Here is a 22353-nt window from a genome sequence, read left to right on the forward strand (position 1 = left end):
GAAGATGACCGCCATGACTCAGAACTTCCCACCGAATCCGAACCAGCCCTATCCGCCGGCGGGCGGCTATCCGCAGCCAGGCCCGCACGCGCAGCAGGTCGGGTATCAGCAGCCAGGCGGTCATGCGCAGCAGGGCGGGTATCAGCAGCCGGGTGGTTATGCGCGGCCGCAGGTGCCGCACGTCGCGCCGCCCGGGTCGCCGTACCCGGTGCTGGTGTCGACGATGAACGATCTGCCGGGGTTCGGGGTGGAGACCGTTTTCGGCGAGGTGTTCGGGCTGACCGTGCGCAGTCGCGACTTCGGATCGAACTTCACCGCGGGGTTCCGGTCGCTCGGCGGTGGCGAGGTACCGGAGTACACCCAGATGCTGGCCGAATCGCGGCACGTCGCGGTGATGCGGATGTGCCTGATGGCCCAGCAGATGGGCGCGAACGCCATCTTGGCGATGCGGTTCGACTGTAACGAGATTGCCCAGACGATGAGCGAGGTCGCCGCCTACGGTACGGCGGTGATCGTGCGGCCGGCGGAGTCGCCGCGGCCGCAGGACAAGCCGCGGCCGGAGCCGGCCCGAGCAAGTGAGGACAGCGATGACAGTTGATCAGCCGACGGGGTTCGGGCCGGACTTCCTCTGGGGTGTCTCCACCTCGGCGTACCAGATCGAGGGCGGGGTCACCGAGGGCGGCCGCGGTCCTTCGACCTGGGACACGTTCTGTGCGGAGCCGGGCCGAATCCTGAACGGCGATACCGGCGCGGTCGCCTGCGACCACTACCACCGGTACGCCGAGGACGTCGCGCTGATGAAGGACCTGGGCGTCGGCGCCTACCGGTTCTCCTTCGCGTGGCCGCGGATCCAGCCGGCCGGCAAGGGTCCGGCCAACGCGGAGGGCCTCGCCTTCTACGACCGGCTGATCGACGAACTGCTTGCCCAGGGCATCAAACCGGTGCCGACGTTGTATCACTGGGACACTCCGCAGGCGCTCGAGGACGAAGGCGGCTGGCTCAACCGGGACATCACCGACCGGTTCGCCGAGTACGCGTCGATCCTCGCGGAGCGTTTCGGTGATCGCGTGCCACAGTGGATCACGCTGAACGAGCCGGTTGTACTGACGCTGTTCGCGTACGGCGTCGGAGCGCATGCCCCGGGCAAGCAGTTGATGTTCGAGTCGTTGCCCGTGGCCCATCACCAGTTGCTTGCCCACGGCAAAGCCGTGCAGGCGCTGCGCGCGGGCGGCGCAGGCAATATCGGTATCGCCAGCAACCATGCGCCGACTTGGCCCGCGAGTGATTCCGCTGAGGACCAGGGCGCCGCCGCGGTCTACGACACCTTGTTCAATTGGCTCTTTGCCGACCCGGTCCTGCTCGGGCGTTATCCGAACGACGACCTCGCGGCGGCGATGCCCGGGCCGGTGGCCGAGGATCTTGCTGTCATCGGTACGCCGATCGACTGGTACGGCATCAACCACTACTCGCCGGCCCGGATCGGCGCCGCGATCGGCCAGGCCGATACCGCCGCGTCGGACGGAATCGAGATCCCCTCGGGGTTGCCGTTCGAGCCGCGCGAGCTCGAGGGCTATCCGAAGACGGACTTCGGCTGGCCGGTTGTGCCCGAGGCGTTCGGGGAGATCCTGCGCACGTTCCAGCAGCGGTACGGCGATCGGTTGCCGCCGATCTACATCACCGAGAACGGGTGCGCGATCAACGACGGCCCGGGATCGAACGGCGTGGTGGACGATCAGCGCCGGATCGAGTTTTTGGACGGGTATCTGCGTTCGCTCGCCGAGGTGGTTGCCGAGGGCATCGACGTACGCGGCTACTTCCAGTGGTCCTTGCTGGACAACTTCGAATGGGCCGCGGGCTATTCGCAGCGGTTCGGGCTGGTTCATGTCGACTTCGAGACCCTGGTCCGCACGCCGAAGGCGTCGTACCGCTGGTATCGCGATCTGATCGCCCGGTAGATGCGTACCGAGGTGGCGCTCGCGGAGCCGGTCGTTCCGGTCGGGCGCGGTTGGACCACGGCCGTCGTACTTGCGAACGTCGGGGTGTTCGCGGCCTGGCTCGGGCCGATCCAGGTGTTGCTGGCCAAGCAGTCCGAGGCGGTTGCGCCGGGCAACAAGGAGGCCGTCTTCGGATTGGTCACCGGGATCGGCGCCGCCGTGTCCGTTGCCGCGAATCCCTTGTTTGGTGCGCTTTCCGACCGGACCGGCTCGCGGTTCGGCCGCCGGGTGCCGTGGGTGCTGGGTGGTGCCGTCGGTGGTGCGATCGGCCTGCTGGTGTTGGCGGGCGCGGGCCGGGTGGCGTGGATGCTGCTCGGTTGGTGCCTGGTACAACTGTTCTGCAACGCGTTGCTGGCGGCAATCACCGCCGCCGTACCGGACCGGGTGCCGAAGCTCCAGCGCGGGGTGGTCGGCGGTTGGGTCGCCTTGGCGCAGACCCTCGGCGCGCTCGTCGGCGTCGGCCTCGCGACGGCCATCGGTGGAATCACCGCCGGGTACGTCGCCTGCGCGGTCTTCCTGTTGCTGTCGGTGGTTCCGTATCTGCTGGTGAGCGCGGATCAACGCCTGCCGGTCGGGGAGCGGCCGGCGTTCAGCCTGAAGGCGTTCTGGATCAGCCCGACGCAGCATCCGGATTTCGGCTGGGCCTGGTTGACGCGGTTCCTGATGAACCTCGGCAACGGGCTGGGCACGCTCTATTTGTTTTTCTACCTCCAGGATGCCGTCAGGTATCACAATCCTGATACCGGCGTACTGATGCTCACCGCGGTGTACAGCCTGTGCGTGGTCGGTACCGCGGTGGTGTCCGGCGCCTGGTCGGACCGATTGGCCCGCCGCAAGGTCTTCGTTATCGGCGCGGGCATGGTGATGGCGGTCGCGACGCTCATCCTCGCGGTGTGGCCGACGTGGCCGGGCGCGTTGACCGGCGCGGTTATTCTCGGCGCCGGCTTCGGGGTGTACCTGTCGGTGGACTTCGCCTTGCTCACCGAGGTGTTGCCGAGTGCCCGCGACCGCGCGAAGGACCTGGGCGTGGTCAACATCGCGAACTCCTTGCCGCAGGTGATCGCCCCGGCCATCGCGGCTCCGGTCGTCGCGACGCTCGGGGGATACCCGGTGCTGTACGCGTTGGCTGCCGCCGTGACGCTCCTCGGCGCCGTACTCGTCGGCAAGATCCAGTCGGTGGCATGACACGTTTCGTAAGGTGGGGCCATGCCGCTGTTTGAGTTCGAAGGTGTCAGCCCGACCGTGCATCCCGAGGCCTTTGTCGCACCCACCGCCACCCTGATCGGCGACGTGACCGTCGAGAAGGGCGCCTCGATCTGGTACGGCGCCGTCCTGCGGGCCGACCACGGCCGGATCATCGTGCGCGAAGGCGCGAACATCCAGGATAACTCCGTCCTGCACACCGCCTTCGGTCACACCTGCGAGGTGGGCCGCCTCGCCACGGTCGGCCACCTGTGCCTCGTACACGACTGCACCGTCGGCGAGCAGGCCCTGATCGGCAACGGCGCGACCGTTCTCGACGGCGCCCAGATCGGCAAACGCGCCTTCATCGCCGCCGGCGCCACCGTCACCCCCGGCACCGTCGTACCGCCGGAAACCATCGCAATGGGCAGCCCGGCCAAGAAGTTCGTCCCCCTCGAAGGCAACGCCAAACTCTTCGTCGACCACAACCCCGCCGTCTACCGCGACCTAGCCACCCGCCACGCCACCACAATCCGCCAACTCCCCTGACCCCCACCCCCACCCCCACCCCCACCCCGCCCAAGTCGCGTCCCCGCCGCGCCCGCCGCGCCCGCCGCGCCCGCCGCGCCCGCCGCCCCGCCGCGTGCCCGCCGCCCCCGCCGCCTTCCCACGGTCGGACCCGAAATACGATCCGCCGCGTTCAACCCCTCCACGGTCGGACCCGAAATGCGGGCGCGCCCGCGAGATTCCTGCCGACGGTCGGACCCGAAATACGATCCACTGCCACCTCCCAGCCGACGGTCGGACCCGGAATGCGGTTCATGCACGCGTACGGGCCCGCCCAACGGTGGACCGGGTCGGGCGCAGCGGACCGCATTTCGGGTCCGACCGTCGGCTGGGTGTTGAGCGCGTGGATCGCATCTTGCGTCCGATCGTGGGTTGGGATTGGCGTGTGGCAAGGGCTTACGGGTGTGAGGGAAGAAGGTTTGAGGTCATTTGGAAAAGTGCTCAGTTGGTGAGCACTTTGGGCGAGAAGATGGTCTTAACAGCTGATCGAGAGAAGGACAGGCACCATGTTGCGAGGATTCACCACCATCAACTACTTCGCCTCCGACGTTTCGGCCGCCGTGGCCTGGTACAGCGAGGTGCTGGGGGTGGGGCCGTACTTCGAGAAGTCGTTCGGCGGTCAGCCGGCGTACGTCGAGTTCCGGATCGGCGACTACCAGCACGAGCTCGGCATCCTCGACAGCCGGTACCACCCGGGCGGTCCGGTGGACCCGGCCGACGCGGGCAAGGGTGTTGCGATGTACTGGGCGGTCGACGATGTTGAGGCCGCGTTCCAGCGCCTGCTCGACCTGGGTGCGACGGAGCACGGGAAGCCGACCGAGCATGGTCCGGGCTTTGTCACCGCGTCGGTGGTCGACCCGTTCGGCAACGTGCTCGGCGTGATGTACAACGAGCACTACCTGGACATCCTGAAGTCCCGGACCGGTGAATGACATGCCGGCGCTGATGGAGACCTTCGCCGCCCCGACCACCGCCGAGTGGCGGAACTGGCTCGCAGAATACGGCGAGACGGCTCAGGAAGTGTGGCTGGTGATCTACCACAAGGACAGCGGTACGCCGAGCGTCCGGTACCACGAGGCGATCGAGCACGCGCTGTGCTTCGGGTGGATCGACAGCCACGCGCGCAGCAACGACGGCGAGAGTTCGCTGCTTCGATTCAGCCCGCGCAGTCCCCGTAGTACCTGGAGCGCGGTGAATCGTGAGCGCGCGGCCCGGATGACCGGGCAAGGCCTGATGACGCCGCGTGGGCAGGCGATGATCGACCTCGCCCAGGCGAAAGGCACCTGGGAGGTCAAGCCCGACGACGAGACCGCGGCAGCCTTGAACAGCCTGCTCGACCAGAATCCGGTTGCCCGCGAGAACTTCGAGAAGTTCCCGCCGTCGTCGAAGCGGCTCATCCTCGAGTGGATCGCCGGGGCGAAGAAGGCCGAGACCCGGCAGCGCCGCATCGACCAGACCGTTGAGTTGGCCGCCGCCAACATCCGCGCCAACCACCGCTGAGCTCGGCCGGCGAGCATCACAATCTGACGCTCGCCAGCGGACGGTCACCAAGCGTCCGATGACGCGCCGCGAATTGGTCAGAAGGGTCCGACGAATCGCGACACGCCTGGTAACAAGCGTCCGATGAACCGCGACACGCCGCGTCACAGGCGTCCGATGACACGCCGGGGGCGGGGGCGGGGTGGGCTAGAGGAAGGGGGGGGAGGGTGCCGCGGTAGGTGGGGGTGGTGGTGGTGAGGGTGGGGCCTTCGGCTAGGTGGAGGGTGTCGACGTGTTCGCAGAGTTCGCCTGCCTTTGTATGGCGGAACCAGACTCGCGAGCCGATGGACAACCCGTTCGCGGCCGCGCCGACGAGTGGGGTTTGGACCTCGCCGGCGCCTTCCGCGGCGGTGAGGGTGAGGCCGGTTGGCCAGGACGGGGTTGGTAGGCGGTCCTTGCCTGCGGGGCCGGAGGCGATCCAGCCGCCGCCTAGGACGGTCGCGATGCCCGGGCCGGGGCGGCGTACGACTGGGAGGACGAAGAACGCCGCCGGGCGGGGCTGGAAGTTCCGGTAGGTATCGAACAGCGCCGGGCCGTAGAGACCTGAGCCGGCAGCCGTTTCGGTGATGGCGTCTTCGGCCGAGGTGGTTTCGAGACTGCCGGTGCCGCCGCCGTTGACGAACTCGAGCGGAGCGACTTCCCGCACGGCGGACACGATGGCGGCGCGGCGGTTCGCGAGCTCCGCGCGGGAGGTTCGTTGCATGGCCCGCACCATGGTTCGGCGTACGACCGAGCCGGGGGCGTTGTCGCCGACACCCGCGATCTGGCCCTCGTACGCCATCAGGCCGACCAGGCGGAATCCCGGCCGGGCCTGAACCGCTTCGGCCAACGCGACGGCTGCCGCGGCTTCGCGGATGGGGGAGCGGTACGCGCCGAGGTGGACCAAGCCGTCGAGGAGTTCGAGCGAGGCGTCGAGGTCGATGCAGATGCGCAGCGTGCCTGGTTCGAGCGGTCCGGTCGCCGACTCGATGTAGTCCAGGTGGTCCACCGAGTCGATCATCAACGTGACGCGCGCGGCCCGGACGGGATCACCCGCGAGCTGCTTCAGCGCGTCGCGATCGGCCGTCGGATAGCCCACCACGATGTCGTCGAATTCGTCCGCCAGCCAAAGTGCCTCGGGCAACGTATACGCCAGAATCCCTGCAAAACCAGGCATTTCGAGCACCGAGCTGAGGATCGACCGGCACCGCACCGACTTGCTCGCGACGCGGATCGGCTTGCCGCCGCCACGCCGGACCAGGTCGGCCGCGTTCGCTCGCAGGGCGACGAGATCGATGACGGCGAACGGCGGTTCGAGGTGCGCGGTGGCCCGGGCCAGGTCGTGGAATCCGGCGGGGCGCGCGTACGGCTGGCGCACGAGTCAGCCCTTGCCGTGCAACAGGCGAAGGAGTTTCATCGTGCTGGTCACGTCCTTCGCGGTACGGGTGAAGGTCAGCAAGTTCGCCGGCGGCTTGAACCGCTGCCGGGCAACCGCCTTCGGCCGGGTGAACTCCTTGAGCCCGTCCGGCCCGTGGATCCGCCCGAAGCCGGAATCGCCCGTGCCGCCGAACGGCAGCGACGGCACCATCGCGAACGACTGAACCCCGTTGATCGAGGTCATACCCGTACGCAGCCGGCGGGCCAGCTCCATCGCGTTCTTCCGGCTGCGGCTGAAGATCGCCGAGCCGAGGCCGTAGCGACCCGCGTTGGCCAGGTTCACCGCTTCGTCCAGCGACGCCACCCGGGTGATCGTCAGGGTCGGGCCGAACGTCTCCTCGCGCACCGCCTCGCTGTCCTCCGGTACGTCGACCAGGACGACGGGATGCACGTACGGCGCTTGAACCGACTCGGGCCCACCGACGACGGCCCGGCCGCCCCGGGCCAGCGCGTCCTCGATGTGGCGCTGGATGATCGGTAGTTGCCCGGGCATCGTGATCGGCCCGAGTTGTGCGTCGGCACCGACCTGGATGCCTTCGGCAATGACCTTGACCTTCTCGACGAACGAGTCGAACACGGCGCTTTCGACGTACGCGCGCTCGATCCCGACGCAGGTCTGCCCGGCGTTGCCCATGGCACCAAACGCGATCGCGTCCGCCGCGGCGTCGAGATCGGCGTCCGCCGCCACAATCGCCGCATCCTTGCCACCGGCCTCGATCAGTACCGGGGTCAACGTCTCCGCGCAGGCGGCCATCACCTTCTTGCCCGTGGCGGTGGAACCGGTGAACCCGAGCTTGCCAACACCCGAGCGGCACAACGCGGCGCCGGTCGCGCCGAAGCCGGTGATCACCTGGAAGACCGGCAGTTCCGGCACCGCCTCGGCGAACGTGTCCGCCAGCCATACCCCGACGCCCGGCGAGTGCTCGCTCGGTTTGTAGACCACGCTGTTGCCTGCGGCAAGGGCATACGCGATCGAGCCCATCGGCGTCAGCACCGGGTAGTTCCATGGCCCGATCACGCCCACCACGCCGAGCGGCTGGTACTCCACCGAGGCGGCCAGGTTGATACCGACCAGCCCGGAGGGAACCCGGCGCGGGCCGAGCACCTTCGCGGCGTGCTTGGCGGCCCAGCCGAGATGGTCGATCGCCAGCACGGCCTCGAGCCGGGCGTCGTCGAACGGCTTGCCGGTCTCGTCGTGCATGATCTGAGCGAGGTCGTCGATGCGCCGGACGAGCGTATGCTTCCAGGTCTGCAACCGGCTCCTGCGCCCGTCGAAGCCGAGGTCACGCCACCACTCGGACGCCTCGCGGGCCCGGTCGACCGCAGTCTGCACGCTGGCCGCGTCGTCGACGGGGTACGTCGCGAGCAGTTCTCCCGTGGCCGGATTCCGTGATTCCAGTACGTCGGAGTCGAGCGCGATCGCGGTCATGACGGGTCTCCCAACACCTTGGTGAGGTAGTCGTTGCCGAACACCCCGGACGGATCAAGTTCGTCGCGCAGGGCAACAAACTCGTCGAACAGCGGATACCGGTCGCGCAGTTCCTTCGCGCCGAGGCGATGCATCTTGCCCCAGTGCGGGCGGCCGCCCACGTCGGCGAAGAGGTCCTCCACCGCATCGAAGTATCGCTGGTACGGCAACCGGTGGTACTGGTGGAACGCGATATAGGCCGAGTCGCGCTGGTACGTGGGCGCGAGCGGAATGTCGTCCCCGGCCACGAACCGGATCTCCAGCGGGAACGAGACCCGCTCACCCGAAACCGTCACCCAGCGCCGGATCTGCCGCAGCAGTTCCGGCAACGCCGCCCGCGGTACGGCGTACTCGCCCTCGTTGAAGCGGACGTCCCGGCGCGAGGGAAAGACCCGGTGCGAGAGGTCCGTGTACTTCCGGGAGGACAGCGAACCGCTCACCAGCTTCGTGATGGCGGGGATGGCCCGGGGGAAGGCGGTGCCGACGCGCAGCAGCGCCTCGTATCCGACGTTGACCACGAAGTCGTCGTCGAACCAGCTTCGCATTGGGCTGAGCCGATTCAGTGCCGTGTCGCCCGGCAGCCGGGTCTGGCTTTTTGTCAAAGCGGTCGAGGTGTGCGGGAACCAGAAGAACTCGAAGTGATCGCTGCCGTCGACAAGTTCGTCTAGACGATCGAGGGTTTCGTCCAGTGGCATTGGTTGCTCGACGCAATCAAGTGCGAAAGAAGGCACGCATTGCAAGGTGACTGCGGTGATGATGCCGAGGGCGCCTAGTCCGACTCGGGCCGCGCTGAACAACGCGGGCCGCTCGTTCGCGGAACAGGTCACGATCGAACCGTTGGCCAGTACGAGCTCCAGCCCGCGGACCTGGGTGGCGATACTGCCGAACCGTGCGCCCGTTCCGTGGGTGCCGGTGGAGATGGCGCCGGTGATGGTCTGCTGGTCGATATCGCCCATGTTCTCCAGGGCGAGCCCGTGCTCGGCGAGGATCTCGTTCAGCCGGCGGATCTGGATGCCACCTTGGACCGTGACGAGGCCGGAGGCGGTGTCGATCGAGAGGACCTGGTCGAGGCGATCCAGCCGCAGCTGTACGCCGTCGGTGACGCCGATCGCCGTGAACGAGTGGCGCGAGCCGATCGGTTTCACCCGCTGGCCGCGATCGGTGGCGGCCGTGACCGCGGCGACCACGTCCGCCGTACTGGCGGGGCTGCGCACTTCGGCGGGGTGGCCCTGCACGTGACCGCTCCAGTTCGCCCAGCTGGTGTCGTTCATCAGGCTCCCTCGCTGCCGCGCGTATCGGTGGCACCACGGTAGGCAACGGCGCACCGGCAAAGGAAACACCGGGTTCAGCGCGGATCTACAATCTTTTGTTGTGGACGTGTCCACCCGCAAACTCAGGTATTTTGTCGCGGTCGCCGAGGAGCTCCACTTCAGCCGGGCTGCCGCGAGGCTGTACGTCGCCCAGCAGGCCCTCAGCAAACAGGTCCGCGAACTCGAGCAGGATCTCGGCGTCGAGCTGTTGCACCGCACTACTCGCACGGTCGAGCTGACCCCGGCCGGCGAGGTCTTCCTCGAAACCGCGCGGGATCTGCTGACCAGGCTGGACGCCGGAGTCCTGGCGGCCCAGCGGACCGGGCGCCGCGCGGCCGGCGCGTTGCGGCTCGGCTTCATGATCGGCGCCGCGCTCGAACTGACCGCCCCGATCATCAGCCAGTACGCCGAACGCTTCCCGGGCGTGCGCCTCGACCTCCGGGAGTACGGGTTCGCCGATCCGTCCGCGGGGCTGGCCGACGACTCGTCGGATGTGGCGTTGATCCGCGCGCCGATCCAGGCCAAGGGCATCGACTTCGAACCGCTGTTCGTCGAACCGCTGGTGCTGATGGTTCCGGCCGGGCACCGGTTCGCCACCCGCGCCCGGGTCGGCGTACCGGAGATCCTGGCCGAGCCGCTCGCCATCGGCCGGTCGAACGACCAGGTCTGGCGGTCGTTCTGGACGCTGGAGGACTATCGCGACGGCGTACCGGCAAAGGTGGTGCGCGAGACCAGCTCGCAGACCGAGGAGCTGGAGATCGTCGCGTCGGGCCTGGCCTGCTCGGTCACGTGCGCGAGTGCCGCGCGGTACACCCAGCATCCGCGGGTCCGGTACCTGCCGATCGACGGCGTGCCGGGATCGGCGCTGACGATCGGCTGGCGGCACCGAACGCCGCTGGTGGACGACTTTCTTGCGACCGCCCGGGCCGTGCGGGCGGCAGAGCCGGAGCTGGTGGCGGCGATCGAGCAACCGTTTTGAACCGGCGGCCCGAGGTCTGACAACCGATCGTTGTGAATCGGTTGCCGTTTCGCTGTTTCCCGAAGGCGCTGTCGCTCCCTACCGTGCCTGGGATGAGGGACACAGATGACAGCCACGCGTAGCCGCTGGCCGGTGATCGCGGCGTTCGCCCTGGTCAGCGCCGCCACCCAGGTGCTCTGGCTCAACTTCGCGGGCGTGACGACAGTGGCCGCCGGACACTACGCGGTGTCCGAAACTGCGATCGGCTGGCTCGCTCAGGTCTTTCCGCTGCTCTACATCGTGCTGTCGATTCCGGCCGGGCTGATCCTGGACCGCTGGTTCCGGGCGGGCCTGGGCACGGGCGCCGTACTCACCGCTTTGGGCGCGATCATTCGCCTGGGCGGCGACGGCTACGGCTGGCTGCTGGCGGGGCAACTCGTCGTCGCGGTCGCGCAGCCGCTCGTGCTGAACGCGATCACCGGTATCAGTGGCCGGTACCTGCCCGAGCAGGATCGCCCGACCGGTATCGCCGTCGGTACGGCGAGCACCTTCGCGGGCATGGTGATCGCGTTCGTGCTCTCGGCGATCCTGCCGCGCGGGGATCAGCTCCAGCTGCTGCTGATTCTCAGCGCCGCCTTTGCGGTGGTTGCCGCCGTCATCTTGTTGGTTGCCCTACGCAACGAAGGCGAGCATCGCGGCTCGATCGTGCGCGGCGCGCTCCGGACCACCTGGAACGACCGGTTCATCCGGAAGTTGTGTCTGCTGGTGGTCTTCCCGTTCGGGGTTTTTGTCGCGTTGACCACGTTCTCCCAGGCGCTGCTCGAACCGTCCGGCGTCAGTGGCGGTGTGGCCAGCACGATCCTGCTGCTGAACGTCGTCGCCGGGGTGATCGGTTGCGCGGTCATCCCGATCCTGGTGGTTCGTCATCGGGTGGAGGTCCGGCTGCTCACGACCGCGCTGGTGCTCACGGCGGTGGGCTGTCTCGTGCTCGCGGTGATTCCCGGCACGGTGTCCGGGTTCGTCGCGCTCGCGGCGATCGGCTTCCTGCTGCTGCCGTCGCTGCCGATCGTGCTCGAGCTGGTCGAACGCCGTACGGGCGAGGCCGAGGGCACTGCCGCGGGCCTGATCTGGCTCGCGGGCAACGCCGGTGGCCTGCTCGTGGCGATCCTGACCGGGTTGCTCGTGCACCACCCGTTCACGGCGTTCATCACGCTGGCCGCGGTCGCCCTGATCGCCGTACCCGGCGCCTGGTCGCTGCGCCCCGCCGTCGCTGCCATGCGTCCGCCGGTGCCAGTCGACACCTGATCCGATCCCAGCAGCCGTGCCCGTGTAGGCCGTTCGCGGTGGCGGTTGGTTGCGGGCGGACGAGCTGACCGGGATGGGCAGGCCGGGCGGACATACGTGGTGTCGCGTTGTCGGAGGGGAGACTCGCTGGCTTCACGTCAGCACGGTCAGAGGCGGTTGGTCAGGGCGGTGTGCACGGTCTTGAGGATTTCGTCGGAGATGGGTGCACCGGCTGAGGCGCGGGCGAGGGTGAGGGCGCCGACCATGGTGGCGAGGTACTCGATGCCGCGACGCCGTGCCTCGTCCTGGCCGCGCGTGGCCGGGTCGTGCAGCTCGGTGATCTGCTCGATGGCGGCGCTCAAACCTTCGGCGTACGCCTGGCGCATTGGGCTGTCCGCTCCCGCGCGAGCTGCGTCGGCCGCGAGCCCAGTGTTGACGCATCCGGTGCCGGGCGTATCCCGATGTGTCTTCGACAGGTAGTCGGTGAGTAGGCCCGGAAGCGGATCCGTCGTCTGGTTCAGCCTCACCAGGGAGTCAACGAGTTCGGCGAAGGCTGCCGCCGTCGCAACGCCCAGCAGCTCGTCTTTCGAACCGAAGTGCTTGTAGAAGCCGCCGTGAGTCAGCCCGGCCGAGCTCATCACGTCTCCCACGCTCATGCCGGCCGCGCCGCGCTCGCGGAGCAGTTCCGAGGTCGCGGTGACCACCTGCTCGCGGTGTTTGGCCGCGTCGGCCTGTGAGGCTCTGCTCATTTGCCCGCCTTCGAATCGTGGAGGTTGTGTGCACTGATCTCGCGAGTTAGATTATAAGCATCATCTATCTGGGCGGAAGGGCTTGTCCCTCACCATCGGGACCGGGGTGCAGCCGAGGCCGCGCTCCGATCAAGCCGATCAGGAGCAACGCATGGACATGAAGCTCGAAGTACTCGTCATTCCGGTCGCCGACGTCGACCGGGCCAAGGCCTTCTACCAGCAGCTCGGCTTCCGTCTGGATGCGGACTTCCCTGGTAAGGATGGGTTCCGGGTCGTGCAGGTGACGCCGCCTGGTTCGGAAGCGTCGATCATCTTCGGCACTGGGGTGTCCGCGGGGGAGCCCGGCTCCGCGCAGGGCCTGCACCTGGTCGTCGCGGATATCGAAGCGGCGCGCAAGGAGCTGCTGGCCCGGGGCGCCGAAGTCAGCGAGATCTGGCACGACGCCGACGGCGTTTTCCACCACGCCGGTACGGCGAACCGGGTGGACGGCCCGCATCCGGATCGGGCGGACTACGGTTCTTATCTGTCCTTCAGCGACCCTGACGGCAACGGCTGGACCGTTCAGGAAGTTGTCACCCGCGCGCCCGGCCGCTGATCCACCACCGAAAAGGAGTTCACATGGCAGGGACCGAGTACGACGTCATCGTGCTGGGCGGCGGCGCCGTCGGCGAGAACGTGGCCGATCGCGCGGTACAGGGTGGCCTCACCGCGGTCATCGTGGAGAGCGAGCTGGTCGGCGGCGAGTGCTCGTACTGGGCGTGCATGCCGTCGAAGGCTTTGCTCCGCTCGGCGCAGGTGCTTCGCCAGGCCCAGCGAGTTCCGGGTGCGGCCGAGGCGGTGGCCGGCAAGCTCGACGTTCAGGCCGTGCTGAAGCGTCGGGACTCCTTCACCTCGAACTGGGACGACGCCGGCCAGGTCAGCTGGCTCGACAGCGCCGGCATCGCGCTGGTGCGGGGCCACGGACGCCTCACCGGGCCGAAGCAGGTCGCCGTCACCGCCGAGGACGGCTCGGTGACGACGTTGACCGCGCGGCACGCTGTCGTGGTGTCGACTGGTTCCGACTCGCTGATTCCGGACATCCCCGGGCTGCACGAGGCATCGCCGTGGACGAGCCGGGAGGCGACGAGCGCCCAGACCGTGCCCGCGAGTCTTGCCATCATCGGCGGTGGCGTCGTCGCGAGTGAGATGGCGACCGTCTACGCGGCCTTCGGTACGGAGGTCACGCTGATCTCGCGCGGGCGGTTGCTCGCGAACCTGGAACCGTTCGCCGGTGACCTGGTCACCGAGGCCCTGCGTGAACAGGGCGCGACCGTTCTGCTCGACACCGAGACCACCCGGGTGACCCGGAACGGCGATGCGGTCGAGATCGAACTCGGCGACGGCTCGACCATCACCGCCGAGCAAGTCCTCGTCGCCACGGGCCGTACGCCGCGAACCCAGGACGTCGGGCTGGACTCGATCGGACTCAAGCCCGGTAGCTGGCTGGAAACCGATGACACCTTGCTGGTCAAGGGTTTCGATTGGTTGTACGCGACGGGCGATGTGACGCATCGGGCGCTGCTTACCCACCAGGGCAAGTACCAGGCGCGGGCCGCCGGGGATGTCATCGCCGCTCGCGCCGCGGGCAAGCCGGTCGCGGATCAGCCGTGGGGCGCGCATGTGGCTACGGCCGATCACCAGGCCGTTCCGCAGGTCACCTTCACCGAGCCGGAGGTCGCATCGGTCGGGCTGACGGCCAAGGCCGCCAAGGACGCCGGGTACGACGTACGCGTGGTGGACTACGAGATCGGCAACGTGGCCGGGGCAAGCGTGCGGCTCGACGGGTACAAGGGCACGGCCCGGATGGTCGTCGACGAGCAGCGCAAGGTTCTTCTCGGCGTCACCTTCGCCGGGCCCGAGGTGGGTGACCTGTTGCAGGCGGCAACCGTGGCGGTTGTTGGCGAGGTGCCGATCGACCGGCTCTGGCACGCCGTACCGGCCTATCCGACCGTCAGCGAGATCTGGCTCCGCCTACTCGAAACCTACGGCCGCCCCTGATAGTTCGTGCCGCCTAGTTTGGCCGTTGGGCGGCGAGGGCGATGAGTTCCGGCCCACCACCGCGGTTGGTGGTGGGCCGGAACCGTGTCAGCGGCAGGTGTAGCTGCTGGCCTGCTTCGGATCGCCGGTGCCGTTGTAGTACGACTTCAGTGGATAGCGGCAAAGGTCGCGAGTGGCGCCGGTGAACGTGGCCGCCGCGATCGTTTCCGGCGCCTTGCCCTGCTCCACCCAGTCGACGAGCGGGGCCATCGCATCGATCGGCGCTGCCCCGGCGGCCGGTCCGCAGTGCTCGGCGCCCGGCGCGAGGAAGACCCGGTAGAACCGGTCCACCTTGGCCGCGCCGCCCATACGCCGTTCGACCCGCTCGCGGTAGTTGATCGTGCCGGCGTAGTGGATCAGCGAGTCCTCCGTGCCGTGCCAGGTGAGGACCTTGCCGCCGGCGTTGCGGAAGGCGGTCAGGTCGGCGTCCTCCGTGCCGATGATGTCGTTGTACTCACGGTAGGACTGGCGGAACAGCCGCTCGAACTCGCGATACCCGATGGTCTTGATGTCGAACGACGGGTCCCGCTTGAGGAAGTACTTGACCCAGTTCTCGGAGATCTGGAACGCGGGCCCAGCGGTCGTCGTACCGTCCGGGTGGGTGGTCGTGCTCGCGGTGGCGGTGAAGTCCGTGCTCGGATCGAAGCCGGGCCACAGCTGTGCGCCGTACCAGGTCTTGGCGCCACCCCAGATCTTGCGAACGACGTTCACCTCGGCGCGGGTGATGGTGAATGTCTGGCCCTTGCACTCGACCTGCTTGCCGATCAGGGTGCTCGGGTCGAACCAGCACTCGCCGGGCTCACGGACGATGCCGTCGACCAGGCCGTCGTTCGGATCGCACTTCTTGATCGCGGCCTGGCGGAACGCCTCGAACTCGCACGCGCTCGGATAGACGCGCTCGGTATTCATAACCACCTGTGGCCAGAGATCCGCCATCACGAATCGGCTCCAGTTGATCGCCGGGGCGGCTGCGTTGACGCCGTCGTAGTCGTTGGGGAACCGCTGCACGTTCATCATGCCTTGGCGGCCGCCGGTTGAGCAGCCGTTCCAGTACGAGTAGGCAGGAGCCTTGCCGTAGTGGGCCTTGGTGACCGCTTTGCCCGCGACGGCGAGATCGTGCAGGGACCGGTAGGCGAAGTTCTTCAGCAGTTCGCGGTTGACCTGGCCCTTGGTGGTCAATGCCCAGCTCGACGGGTTCTCGAAATCGAATCCGACCCCACCGTCGGTCGAGGCGGCCGCATAACCCTCCTTGATCGCGACGGCCAGCGCGGGATCGCCCTGATGCATCGAGAAACCGCCACCGCCGGTCGCCTGGAAGCGGCCGTTCCACCCGGTCGCGGGCAGCCACAACCGGATCCAGACGTTGTCGCCGGCGCCGGGATGGGTCAGCGTCACCTGGACCTGGCAGAACGGCGGCACGTCCTTGACCGGTGGAATGCCCCACTCAGGTGGATAGGCGACCTCGCCACCGGGTTTGGCCACCGCGGTCACCGAGAGCACCTTCGCCCCTGGCACGGACGGCTTGGGCACGACAGCACAAGTCGTGGCCTGCCCAGCACCACCTTGCCCGGAAACAGCACCTGCACCGGATTGCCCGGGCAGCGTGGAGCCGCTGACGGCGGAGGCCTGAAGAGGAACAACAAGGGTGGTGAGTGATGCAACGGCGACCACCATGTGTGACAGGCGTTTCATGCTTCTCCCGGGGTCTGGGCGGAGACTGAGCCGACAGAAAGACCCTAGACGCGGCCACCGACAATTCCGGTCGGCACTTCCTGCCATGGCACCTTCCCGTCAGCACCCGCCGCAAAGCTGGCAGCAGGACCGGACGAGGCGCGGCAGAAGGAGCGAACGAGGCATGGCACAAGGAGCGCGAACGAGGCCTGGCGGAAGGAGCGCGAACGAGGCCTGGCGGAAGGACTCAGCGAGGCATAGGAGAAGGCCTGGGCGCCGGCATGGGGAGAACGGCCCGGACGAGCCAAGAGGAAGGGCCCGGGCATGCGTGCGCCTCGCGAGCACAGGGCATGGCGAGGCGTGGTTGGCGAGAAGTTGGTGGAGTTGGCTACTGGTTCTGCTCACGGAGTTCGGCGTTGAGGCGGAGGGCCTCGGCCAGTTGGTCTTCGAGGGCGATGATCCGGCAGGCCGCGTCGAGCGCGGTGCCCTGGTCGACCAGTTCGCGGGCGCGGGCCGCCAGGCGGAGCTGGTAACGGGAGTAGCGGCGGTGGCCACCCTCCGACCGCTGCGGCTGGATCAGTTTCGCCTCGTCGAGACTGCGCAGGAATCCGGGCGTGGTGCCGAGCATCTCGGCGGCCCGTCCCATCGTGTAAGCGGGATAGTCCTCATCATCGAAATGGGCAGCCTCGGGCTCTTGGCCTGAGATCATCGATACCTCCATCTGTCGGGTGCCGGTCCAACGCATTCATGCCGAGGGGCCCCGGCGCAGGTGCGCCGGGGCCCGGGTTTGGATTTTCACCATCTACCGACCGTAAGGCCGGCTTCTCATCCGCGAGCTGCCACTGACGTGTGGCGGGCCCTGCGGGGATCGCTTGAATGCGTAACCGAAGACCACCTGCCAATCTCGATGGGACTGCGGTACCCGCCGGCGAAAACCAGCCGTGGCGGGCGATCCGATGATGTAATCCTCTCCTTCTTTCGTGCGTTCACTGCTACTGCGGTACTGCTTGTTCACTTGCTCGCCCGTCGGTTAAGTCAAACGGGCCTGGGCAGCCGCTGGAGCCCTTTCACTGCTCGGCTCCAGCGGGCCTGCCGTCTTGCCAACCACTAGTTCAACTACAAACAACCACTTCGTACTGCAACTGCACTTACCAACTGCTTACTGCACTTACGTACTGCAACTGCAAACTGCGACTACGGAACTAGGACTGCTGAACTTCTACTGCAAACTACGGAACGCAACTACAGAACTGCGACTACAAAACTTCTACTACGAACTACTAACTGCGGTACCGCTAGGACAGTCGTCGGCTGTCCGCGTCAGCTTGTGCTGTTCATCTCTGGCAACAACAGAAATACTAGCGCCCCTGTCGAGCAATGTCTAATCTCGCCAGCATAGATTTTCCTCCGCCGCCGGAAGAGATACTCTCGGCGACCGCGCAGTATCAATCTGTGCGTGAATCGCCCCTCAGAAGAGGACCAACGCAAGCAGTACGGCGGCCGGCACCCCCTCCAGCACCGAGTTGAGCCAGAGCTTGGGCCGGGTCGCCAGCAGGACGAACGCCAGGAAAACGTGCTGCGCCGCCGTGAACACGACGAGCGCTTCCCCTTGCGGCAGGTGGTCGCCGCGAGCCAGCGCGACTCCGGCGAACATCGCGACGGCCGTGGTCAGGTTGTAGAAGCCCACGTTCACGGTCCACATCCGCACCGCCTCGTACTCGTGCGGCTCGATCAGGAACATCGGATAGAGCCGCGGGTTGCGATAGAGAAAGGCCTCCATCACGAACACCGCGACGAGCATCACCCCGATGGCGACCGCCAGCACCTGCGCCGCCGTACTCATGACGGCTGCTCTGACGGCTCGGTCAGCGTCACGCCATGGCGGCCGATCACCGCGCGCAATGCCTCGAAATCGCCGTCGGGCACGCTGTCCAGGTCGGCGAAGAACCGGCCCATGCCGTCGGTGAGGCTGATCGCGAGGAACTTGGCCGACGGGGTGAGCACCGAGAACGTGTTGGTGGTCCCGGCCGGAATCGTGATCGAGGACCCCGGCCCGAGGTCGTACCCCTTGTCGCCGAGGTGGACGAGCATGCGCCCCTGCAGTACGTAGTACGCCTTGCTCCACGCCTCTTGGTGGGGCGGGCCGGCTGGGCCGCGGGGCGCGTCGACTTCGAAGAGCTCGTACTGCGCGCCGGTGTGTTCGCCGCCGACTTTGACCGTGATCGTGGCGTCGGGCGCGACGTACTCCGCGCCGGTGCCGGGCGGGCTGAAGCTCACGCACTCTGTCATGTGGACCTCCCAGGTTGACTTCAGCTCAAGCTAGGAATCTGGCGAGACGTGAACCATCCCGGCCGGAGGGGGGCCGATCGGCTCGGCGAATCCCAGATTTCTGGGATGGCCAAGGCGCGGAACCCGGCGCACACTGGCCTCATGTGGGAGGGCCGGGCGCGAACCGCGCGGCGTGAGATCGCGGCGCTCGCGACGTCCGGGCTGGGCGTCGCCGACTTACACGCGGCCGCCATCGCGATCGTCGAGCGGGTCATCGCCTGTGAGCTGACCTGCTGGGCCGCGATCGACCCGGAAACCCTGGTGATCAGCTCGATGGTCAGCGGCCGGAACCGGATCCCGCCCGAGTACGAACCACGCCTGGCCGAGACCGAGTACGCCGGCACCGAGCCGAACTCCTTCGCCCAGCTTGCGCGCCGGCCGTTCCCGGTGGCCCGGTTGTCGGATCTGCCGTACCGGGAGGTCGTCGGACATCGCCGGCTCAACGAGGTATGGCGTCCGCTCGGGCTCGACCAGGAGGTCCGGGCGGCGTTCACCGTGGACGGCTCGTGCTGGGGTGCGGCCGGATGGGTGCGCGACACGGCCGAGTTCACCGATCGCGAGGTGGAGTTCCTCGGCGCGGTGTCCCCGGTGATCGCGGCCGCGACCCGGGTCGCCGTACGGACGAACGCCCACGGGAGCCGAGGCGCGCCCGGGTCGTCGATCGTCGTGACGGGACCGCAGGGCGAACCGCGCGCGCTGACCGCGGCCGCTTCCGCCTGGCAGGACGAGCTGGATCAGCTGGCGCCCGGGCGGTTCCTGGTGTTGCTGAGGGCTGTCGTCACCGGTGCGCTCGCAGCCGCGTCGGGCACGTTTCAGGCGCGTGTGCAGGCGCCCGGCGGCTGGGCGATCCTGCAGGCCAGCCGGCTCATCAGTGACGCCGACGAACCAGAACTCGTGGTGACGATCGAGTCCGCCAACGGCCATCAGCTGATGTCGATGCTGCTCACGGCGTACGGGCTGACCGCACGTGAGCGCGAGATCTGCCTCGAGGTGATCTCGGGCCACAGCACCGGCCAGATCGCGGACCGCCTCTCGATCTCCCCGCACACGGTGCAGGACCACCTCAAGGCCACCTTCACCAAGGTCGGCGTACGCAGCCGTGGTGAACTCGTCGCCACCCTCCGCCCCGACAACCTGACCACCCCTCACGACGCCTGAGGCGGCCGAACCCGGCCAGGAGTAGCGGCGTTCGCGTCAGGAGTTGCGGGAGCTCAGGACGCAGAACTCGTTGCCTTCGGGGTCGGCCAGCACGGTCCAAGAGGGGTCGTTGGGCTGTCCGACCTGGGCCCGATCCGTTCCCAGGGCGTCTCCCGCATGGTCTGCTCGTCGACCCAGGACGGCACGATCACGCACTCGTCGTCCGTCTCGTAGATCACCTGCCAGTCCAGGGCCTCCGCCCACCAGGCCGATTGCCGCCGGACGTCCTGGCAATCCACCACTACCGAGTACCACCGCAAAGCCATCGTTGCGCCTCCTCTGATCCGTCCGCTTCACCCTGCCAGCCGCCCTCCGTCACGTCGAGCGCACGCGACGGTGGCCGGGAATACTGGCGGGATGAGGCTTCCTGGGGATGGGCATGTGCACAGTCAGTGGTCGTGGGACGCGGATCTGGGGGATATGGACGCGACGTGCGCACGGGCGATCGGGCTCGGCTTACCGTCGATCGCGTTCACCGAGCATGTGGACTTCGCGCCGTTCCGGGCCGGGTTCCTGGTGGAGAAGTTCGAGCGGCTGGTCACTGACGGATCGCTCAGGCCGACCATGCTCGACGTTGAGGGCTACCTGGAGTCGGTCGAGAAGTGCCGCGCGAAGTACCCCGAGTTGCGGATCCTCACCGGGATGGAGGTCGGCCAGCCGCATCGCCACGTTGGGGAACTCGCGGATTTGCTTGCCCAAGGCACCTTTGACCGGGTGATCGGGTCGTTGCACTGCCTTCCGGACGGCGACGAGTTCGCGGAGCCGTGGGAGCTGTTCCCGCGGTACCCGGCGGACGAGGTCTTCCGGGCGTACCTCGCGGAGATCCCGCGGATGGTGGCCGGGTCCGACGCGTTCGAGACCTTCGGTCATCTCGACTATCCGGTGCGGTCGTGGCCGGATGACCTTGGCCCGTTCGATCCGTACGCCTTCGAAGAGGAACTGCGGTACGCGCTCAAGGCACTGGCCGGTGGTGAACGCGCCCTGGAGATCAACACCCGGTTGCCGCTCGACGAGACGATCCTGGCCTGGTGGCGTGAAGAAGGCGGGCAACGGGTGACCTTCGGTAGCGACGCGCACTTGCCGCAGGCGCTCGGTACCGGTCTTGCCGAGGCCGGCGCGATGGCCGCGCGTCACGGCTTCCGTCCCGACGTACGGCCCGAGAGTCCGTGGATCATCGCCGGGTAGGGACATGCCGGCGCCGGCCTCTGGTGGGCCGGCACCGTCGGTGATCACTTGGTAGTCAGTACATCGTCCGCTCACTTGGTGGTCAGCACATCGTCGGCCTCCTTCGTGGCGGTGGACCGGCCGAACTGCAGTGTGGTGGCGGCCAGTACGGCGCCGACGGCCGCGATGACGGCGGCTCCGAGGAAGGCGGCCGAGTATCCGTTGGTCAACGCGACCTTGTCGCCGAGCCGGTCGGCGCCGGCGGCCGCGGCGACAGCGGTCATGGCGACAGCGGTCATGGCGGCCAGGCCGAGCGCCGAACCGATCTGGTAGCTCGTGTTCACGATGCCCGAGGCCAGTCCACCTTCCTCCGGTCGTGCCGAGGACAGCGCGATACCCAGGCCCGGGATGAACGCGAGCGACATACCGGCGGCCGCGATCAGCGAGGCGGGCAGTACGTCGGTCCAGAACGATCCACCCGGGCGGATCAGCGACAACGCGGCCAGACCGGCGGTGAGTACGGTCATGCCGGTAGTTGTGCCACGTTGGCGGCGGCCAGGTTCGGCGCGCGGAAGATCGCCAGCCGCATCAGCGGTTCGGACCGGCGGGCCTGTACGCCGACAAAGATCACCAGCAGTACGACGGCCGCGAGCCCGGTCAGCAGAGTTTCGGCGCTGGCCCAACCGGCCTCCGGCGCTCGAGCGATCGCATAGACCGCGGCGCCGATGCCACCCGTGGCGGTCAGCGCCCCGGCCAGGTCGATGCTGCCGCGACGGGACTCGACCGCCGGCATGAGCGCGGGGGTGGCCAGCAGTACGGCGATGGCGATCGGCACGTTGAGGTAGAACACCCACGGCCAACTGGCGTACTCGGTGATCACGCCGCCGAGGAAGACGCCCGCCGTACCACCGGCCGGTGCGGCGGCGCCGTACAGGGCGAGTGCTTTGGTGAGTTCCTTCGGCTCCGCGCCGAACAACATCATCAGCAGGGTCAGCGCGGACGGTGCGATCAGGGCCGCGCCGACGCCCTGGATCGCGCGGCCGGCGAGTTCCAGGCCGACCCCGTTCGCCGCGCCGGCGAGCACCGATCCGGCCAGCAGCACGAGCCAGCCGGTGGAGAAGATCCGGCGCGCGCCGAACAGGTCCGACAGGCGTCCGCCGAGCAGAAGCAGTCCGCCGAACGCGACCACGTAGGCGTTGAACACCCACGAGAGGTCCTGTGGCGTGAAGCCGAGCTCTGCCTGAATCTCCGGCAGTGCGACTCCAATGATCGAGGTGTCCATGATGACCATGAACTGAGCGGCGGCGATCAGGCCGAGCGCCCACCAGCGCCGCGTACCGGCACGCGTTCCGGTGTCTGTGACAGTCATTTCCGTTCCCTTCTTGATACCCCCTAGGGGTATGAATAGGGTCAGAACGTAGCACGCCGCCGCATATACCGGAAGGGGGTA

General features: G+C 67.8%; 23 protein-coding genes and 1 pseudogene. 12 read left to right on the forward strand and 12 right to left on the reverse strand.

The window, feature by feature from the left end:
• Window positions 1-13: 13 nt before the first annotated feature.
• From ACFFGN_RS05915 to ACFFGN_RS05940, 6 genes are all read left to right on the forward strand, one after another.
• Window positions 14-598: a YbjQ family protein gene (locus ACFFGN_RS05915; RefSeq protein ID WP_380044295.1), complete on the forward strand. Its 585-nt coding sequence runs from the start codon at window positions 14-16 to the stop codon at window positions 596-598.
• On the forward strand, window positions 588-1955 hold the full coding sequence (locus ACFFGN_RS05920) for a GH1 family beta-glucosidase (RefSeq protein WP_380044296.1): 1368 nt from the start codon (window positions 588-590) through the stop codon (window positions 1953-1955). Before ACFFGN_RS05915 ends, ACFFGN_RS05920 begins: the two co-directional genes overlap by 11 nt.
• The gene (locus tag ACFFGN_RS05925) at window positions 1956-3179 is read left to right on the forward strand and encodes an MFS transporter (protein ID WP_380044297.1); all 1224 of its coding nucleotides are present in this window, start codon (window positions 1956-1958) and stop codon (window positions 3177-3179) included. It begins immediately after the preceding gene.
• Window positions 3180-3200: 21 nt separating this feature from the next.
• Complete coding sequence (locus ACFFGN_RS05930) at window positions 3201-3725, forward strand: gamma carbonic anhydrase family protein (RefSeq protein WP_380044298.1); 525 nt, start codon at window positions 3201-3203, stop codon at window positions 3723-3725.
• A 524-nt stretch (window positions 3726-4249) separates the two neighbouring features.
• On the forward strand, window positions 4250-4675 hold the full coding sequence (locus ACFFGN_RS05935) for a VOC family protein (RefSeq protein ID WP_380044299.1): 426 nt from the start codon (window positions 4250-4252) through the stop codon (window positions 4673-4675).
• Between the two features lies 1 nt (window position 4676).
• On the forward strand, window positions 4677-5243 hold the full coding sequence (locus tag ACFFGN_RS05940) for a YdeI/OmpD-associated family protein (RefSeq protein ID WP_380044300.1): 567 nt from the start codon (window positions 4677-4679) through the stop codon (window positions 5241-5243).
• Between the two features lie 16 nt (window positions 5244-5259).
• Here the strand turns inward: ACFFGN_RS05940 and ACFFGN_RS05945 are convergent, their stop codons facing one another.
• From ACFFGN_RS05945 to ACFFGN_RS05955, 3 genes are read right to left on the reverse strand one after another with little or no spacing between them, the layout of a single operon-like run.
• Window positions 5260-6639 carry an amino acid deaminase/aldolase gene (locus ACFFGN_RS05945; RefSeq protein ID WP_380044301.1) on the reverse strand — a complete coding sequence of 460 codons (1380 nt, stop codon included), beginning with the start codon at window positions 6637-6639 and terminating at the stop codon, window positions 5260-5262.
• Between the two features lie 3 nt (window positions 6640-6642).
• A complete protein-coding gene (locus ACFFGN_RS05950) occupies window positions 6643-8127 on the reverse strand; it encodes an aldehyde dehydrogenase family protein (protein ID WP_380044302.1) in 1485 nt (494 codons plus the stop codon).
• Entirely contained in the window at window positions 8124-9437 is a 1314-nt protein-coding gene (locus tag ACFFGN_RS05955) for a D-arabinono-1,4-lactone oxidase (protein WP_380044303.1), read from the reverse strand. The genes ACFFGN_RS05950 and ACFFGN_RS05955 overlap by 4 nt, the downstream gene beginning before the upstream one ends.
• A gap of 100 nt (window positions 9438-9537) precedes the next feature.
• Between ACFFGN_RS05955 and ACFFGN_RS05960 the strand changes: the two genes are divergently transcribed.
• Window positions 9538-10455, forward strand: a complete 918-nt coding sequence (locus ACFFGN_RS05960; RefSeq protein ID WP_380044304.1) for a LysR family transcriptional regulator — start codon at window positions 9538-9540, stop codon at window positions 10453-10455.
• A 105-nt stretch (window positions 10456-10560) separates the two neighbouring features.
• Entirely contained in the window at window positions 10561-11739 is a 1179-nt protein-coding gene (locus ACFFGN_RS05965; RefSeq protein WP_380044305.1) for an MFS transporter, read from the forward strand.
• Window positions 11740-11885: 146 nt separating this feature from the next.
• Here the strand turns inward: ACFFGN_RS05965 and ACFFGN_RS05970 are convergent, their stop codons facing one another.
• Entirely contained in the window at window positions 11886-12467 is a 582-nt protein-coding gene (locus ACFFGN_RS05970) for a TetR/AcrR family transcriptional regulator (RefSeq protein ID WP_380044306.1), read from the reverse strand.
• A 151-nt stretch (window positions 12468-12618) separates the two neighbouring features.
• Between ACFFGN_RS05970 and ACFFGN_RS05975 the strand changes: the two genes are divergently transcribed.
• Complete coding sequence (locus ACFFGN_RS05975) at window positions 12619-13062, forward strand: VOC family protein (RefSeq protein ID WP_380044307.1); 444 nt, start codon at window positions 12619-12621, stop codon at window positions 13060-13062.
• Between the two features lie 23 nt (window positions 13063-13085).
• Window positions 13086-14504: a dihydrolipoyl dehydrogenase family protein gene (locus ACFFGN_RS05980; RefSeq protein WP_380044308.1), complete on the forward strand. Its 1419-nt coding sequence runs from the start codon at window positions 13086-13088 to the stop codon at window positions 14502-14504.
• Window positions 14505-14591: 87 nt separating this feature from the next.
• On the opposite strand, the gene ACFFGN_RS05985 is transcribed toward ACFFGN_RS05980, so the two are convergent.
• The 4 genes from ACFFGN_RS05985 to ACFFGN_RS06000 form a co-directional block, all read right to left on the reverse strand.
• Window positions 14592-16034: a tannase/feruloyl esterase family alpha/beta hydrolase gene (locus tag ACFFGN_RS05985; protein ID WP_380044309.1), complete on the reverse strand. Its 1443-nt coding sequence runs from the start codon at window positions 16032-16034 to the stop codon at window positions 14592-14594.
• 568 nt (window positions 16035-16602) lie between these two features.
• Window positions 16603-16923, reverse strand: a complete 321-nt coding sequence (locus ACFFGN_RS05990) for a MerR family transcriptional regulator (RefSeq protein ID WP_380044310.1) — start codon at window positions 16921-16923, stop codon at window positions 16603-16605.
• A gap of 759 nt (window positions 16924-17682) precedes the next feature.
• Window positions 17683-18057, reverse strand: a complete 375-nt coding sequence (locus ACFFGN_RS05995; RefSeq protein WP_380044311.1) for a DUF1304 family protein — start codon at window positions 18055-18057, stop codon at window positions 17683-17685.
• Window positions 18054-18503 carry a cupin domain-containing protein gene (locus ACFFGN_RS06000; protein ID WP_380044312.1) on the reverse strand — a complete coding sequence of 150 codons (450 nt, stop codon included), beginning with the start codon at window positions 18501-18503 and terminating at the stop codon, window positions 18054-18056. The genes ACFFGN_RS05995 and ACFFGN_RS06000 overlap by 4 nt, the downstream gene beginning before the upstream one ends.
• A 105-nt stretch (window positions 18504-18608) precedes the next feature.
• Between ACFFGN_RS06000 and ACFFGN_RS06005 the strand changes: the two genes are divergently transcribed.
• Window positions 18609-19700, forward strand: a complete 1092-nt coding sequence (locus ACFFGN_RS06005) for a helix-turn-helix transcriptional regulator (protein WP_380044313.1) — start codon at window positions 18609-18611, stop codon at window positions 19698-19700.
• A 36-nt stretch (window positions 19701-19736) separates the two neighbouring features.
• Here ACFFGN_RS06005 and ACFFGN_RS06010 read toward each other — a convergent pair whose 3' ends face one another.
• Together ACFFGN_RS06010 and ACFFGN_RS06015 are read right to left on the reverse strand one after the other, a co-directional pair.
• On the reverse strand, window positions 19737-19943 hold the full coding sequence (locus ACFFGN_RS06010; RefSeq protein ID WP_380044548.1) for a VOC family protein: 207 nt from the start codon (window positions 19941-19943) through the stop codon (window positions 19737-19739).
• Window positions 19916-20005 (reverse strand): annotated as a pseudogene (locus ACFFGN_RS06015) (VOC family protein); the annotation flags it as partial. The gene ACFFGN_RS06010 and the pseudogene ACFFGN_RS06015, both read right to left, overlap by 28 nt.
• Before the next feature lie 91 nt (window positions 20006-20096).
• Here ACFFGN_RS06015 and ACFFGN_RS06020 point away from each other — a divergent pair.
• Window positions 20097-20924 (forward strand): histidinol-phosphatase HisJ family protein, encoded by an 828-nt coding sequence (locus ACFFGN_RS06020; protein WP_380044314.1) that lies wholly within the window; start codon window positions 20097-20099, stop codon window positions 20922-20924.
• Between the two features lie 71 nt (window positions 20925-20995).
• Here the strand turns inward: ACFFGN_RS06020 and ACFFGN_RS06025 are convergent, their stop codons facing one another.
• Both ACFFGN_RS06025 and ACFFGN_RS06030 read right to left on the reverse strand, forming a co-directional pair.
• Complete coding sequence (locus tag ACFFGN_RS06025; RefSeq protein WP_380044315.1) at window positions 20996-21430, reverse strand: hypothetical protein; 435 nt, start codon at window positions 21428-21430, stop codon at window positions 20996-20998.
• Window positions 21427-22272 carry an MFS transporter gene (locus ACFFGN_RS06030; protein ID WP_380044316.1) on the reverse strand — a complete coding sequence of 282 codons (846 nt, stop codon included), beginning with the start codon at window positions 22270-22272 and terminating at the stop codon, window positions 21427-21429. The genes ACFFGN_RS06025 and ACFFGN_RS06030 overlap by 4 nt, the downstream gene beginning before the upstream one ends.
• Window positions 22273-22353: the final 81 nt, after the last annotated feature.

Source organism: Kribbella deserti (assembly GCF_042434725.1).
Lineage (GTDB): Bacteria > Actinomycetota > Actinomycetes > Propionibacteriales > Kribbellaceae > Kribbella > Kribbella deserti.

What these genes read in the sequence shown, in the direction of transcription:
- ACFFGN_RS05915 (WP_380044295.1), top strand. Translation starts at nt 14, where the DNA reads ATGACTCAGAACTTCCCACCGAATCCGAACCAGCCCTATCCGCCGGCG.
- ACFFGN_RS05920 (WP_380044296.1), top strand. Translation starts at nt 588, where the DNA reads ATGACAGTTGATCAGCCGACGGGGTTCGGGCCGGACTTCCTCTGGGGT.
- ACFFGN_RS05925 (WP_380044297.1), top strand. Translation starts at nt 1,956, where the DNA reads ATGCGTACCGAGGTGGCGCTCGCGGAGCCGGTCGTTCCGGTCGGGCGC.
- ACFFGN_RS05930 (WP_380044298.1), top strand. Translation starts at nt 3,201, where the DNA reads ATGCCGCTGTTTGAGTTCGAAGGTGTCAGCCCGACCGTGCATCCCGAG.
- ACFFGN_RS05935 (WP_380044299.1), top strand. Translation starts at nt 4,250, where the DNA reads ATGTTGCGAGGATTCACCACCATCAACTACTTCGCCTCCGACGTTTCG.
- ACFFGN_RS05940 (WP_380044300.1), top strand. Translation starts at nt 4,677, where the DNA reads ATGCCGGCGCTGATGGAGACCTTCGCCGCCCCGACCACCGCCGAGTGG.
- ACFFGN_RS05950 (WP_380044302.1), bottom strand. Translation starts at nt 8,127, where the DNA reads ATGACCGCGATCGCGCTCGACTCCGACGTACTGGAATCACGGAATCCG.
- ACFFGN_RS05955 (WP_380044303.1), bottom strand. Translation starts at nt 9,437, where the DNA reads ATGAACGACACCAGCTGGGCGAACTGGAGCGGTCACGTGCAGGGCCAC.
- ACFFGN_RS05965 (WP_380044305.1), top strand. Translation starts at nt 10,561, where the DNA reads ATGACAGCCACGCGTAGCCGCTGGCCGGTGATCGCGGCGTTCGCCCTG.
- ACFFGN_RS05970 (WP_380044306.1), bottom strand. Translation starts at nt 12,467, where the DNA reads ATGAGCAGAGCCTCACAGGCCGACGCGGCCAAACACCGCGAGCAGGTG.
- ACFFGN_RS05975 (WP_380044307.1), top strand. Translation starts at nt 12,619, where the DNA reads ATGGACATGAAGCTCGAAGTACTCGTCATTCCGGTCGCCGACGTCGAC.
- ACFFGN_RS05980 (WP_380044308.1), top strand. Translation starts at nt 13,086, where the DNA reads ATGGCAGGGACCGAGTACGACGTCATCGTGCTGGGCGGCGGCGCCGTC.
- ACFFGN_RS05990 (WP_380044310.1), bottom strand. Translation starts at nt 16,923, where the DNA reads ATGATCTCAGGCCAAGAGCCCGAGGCTGCCCATTTCGATGATGAGGAC.
- ACFFGN_RS05995 (WP_380044311.1), bottom strand. Translation starts at nt 18,057, where the DNA reads ATGAGTACGGCGGCGCAGGTGCTGGCGGTCGCCATCGGGGTGATGCTC.
- ACFFGN_RS06000 (WP_380044312.1), bottom strand. Translation starts at nt 18,503, where the DNA reads ATGACAGAGTGCGTGAGCTTCAGCCCGCCCGGCACCGGCGCGGAGTAC.
- ACFFGN_RS06005 (WP_380044313.1), top strand. Translation starts at nt 18,609, where the DNA reads ATGGCCAAGGCGCGGAACCCGGCGCACACTGGCCTCATGTGGGAGGGC.
- ACFFGN_RS06020 (WP_380044314.1), top strand. Translation starts at nt 20,097, where the DNA reads ATGAGGCTTCCTGGGGATGGGCATGTGCACAGTCAGTGGTCGTGGGAC.
- ACFFGN_RS06025 (WP_380044315.1), bottom strand. Translation starts at nt 21,430, where the DNA reads ATGACCGTACTCACCGCCGGTCTGGCCGCGTTGTCGCTGATCCGCCCG.
- ACFFGN_RS06030 (WP_380044316.1), bottom strand. Translation starts at nt 22,272, where the DNA reads ATGACTGTCACAGACACCGGAACGCGTGCCGGTACGCGGCGCTGGTGG.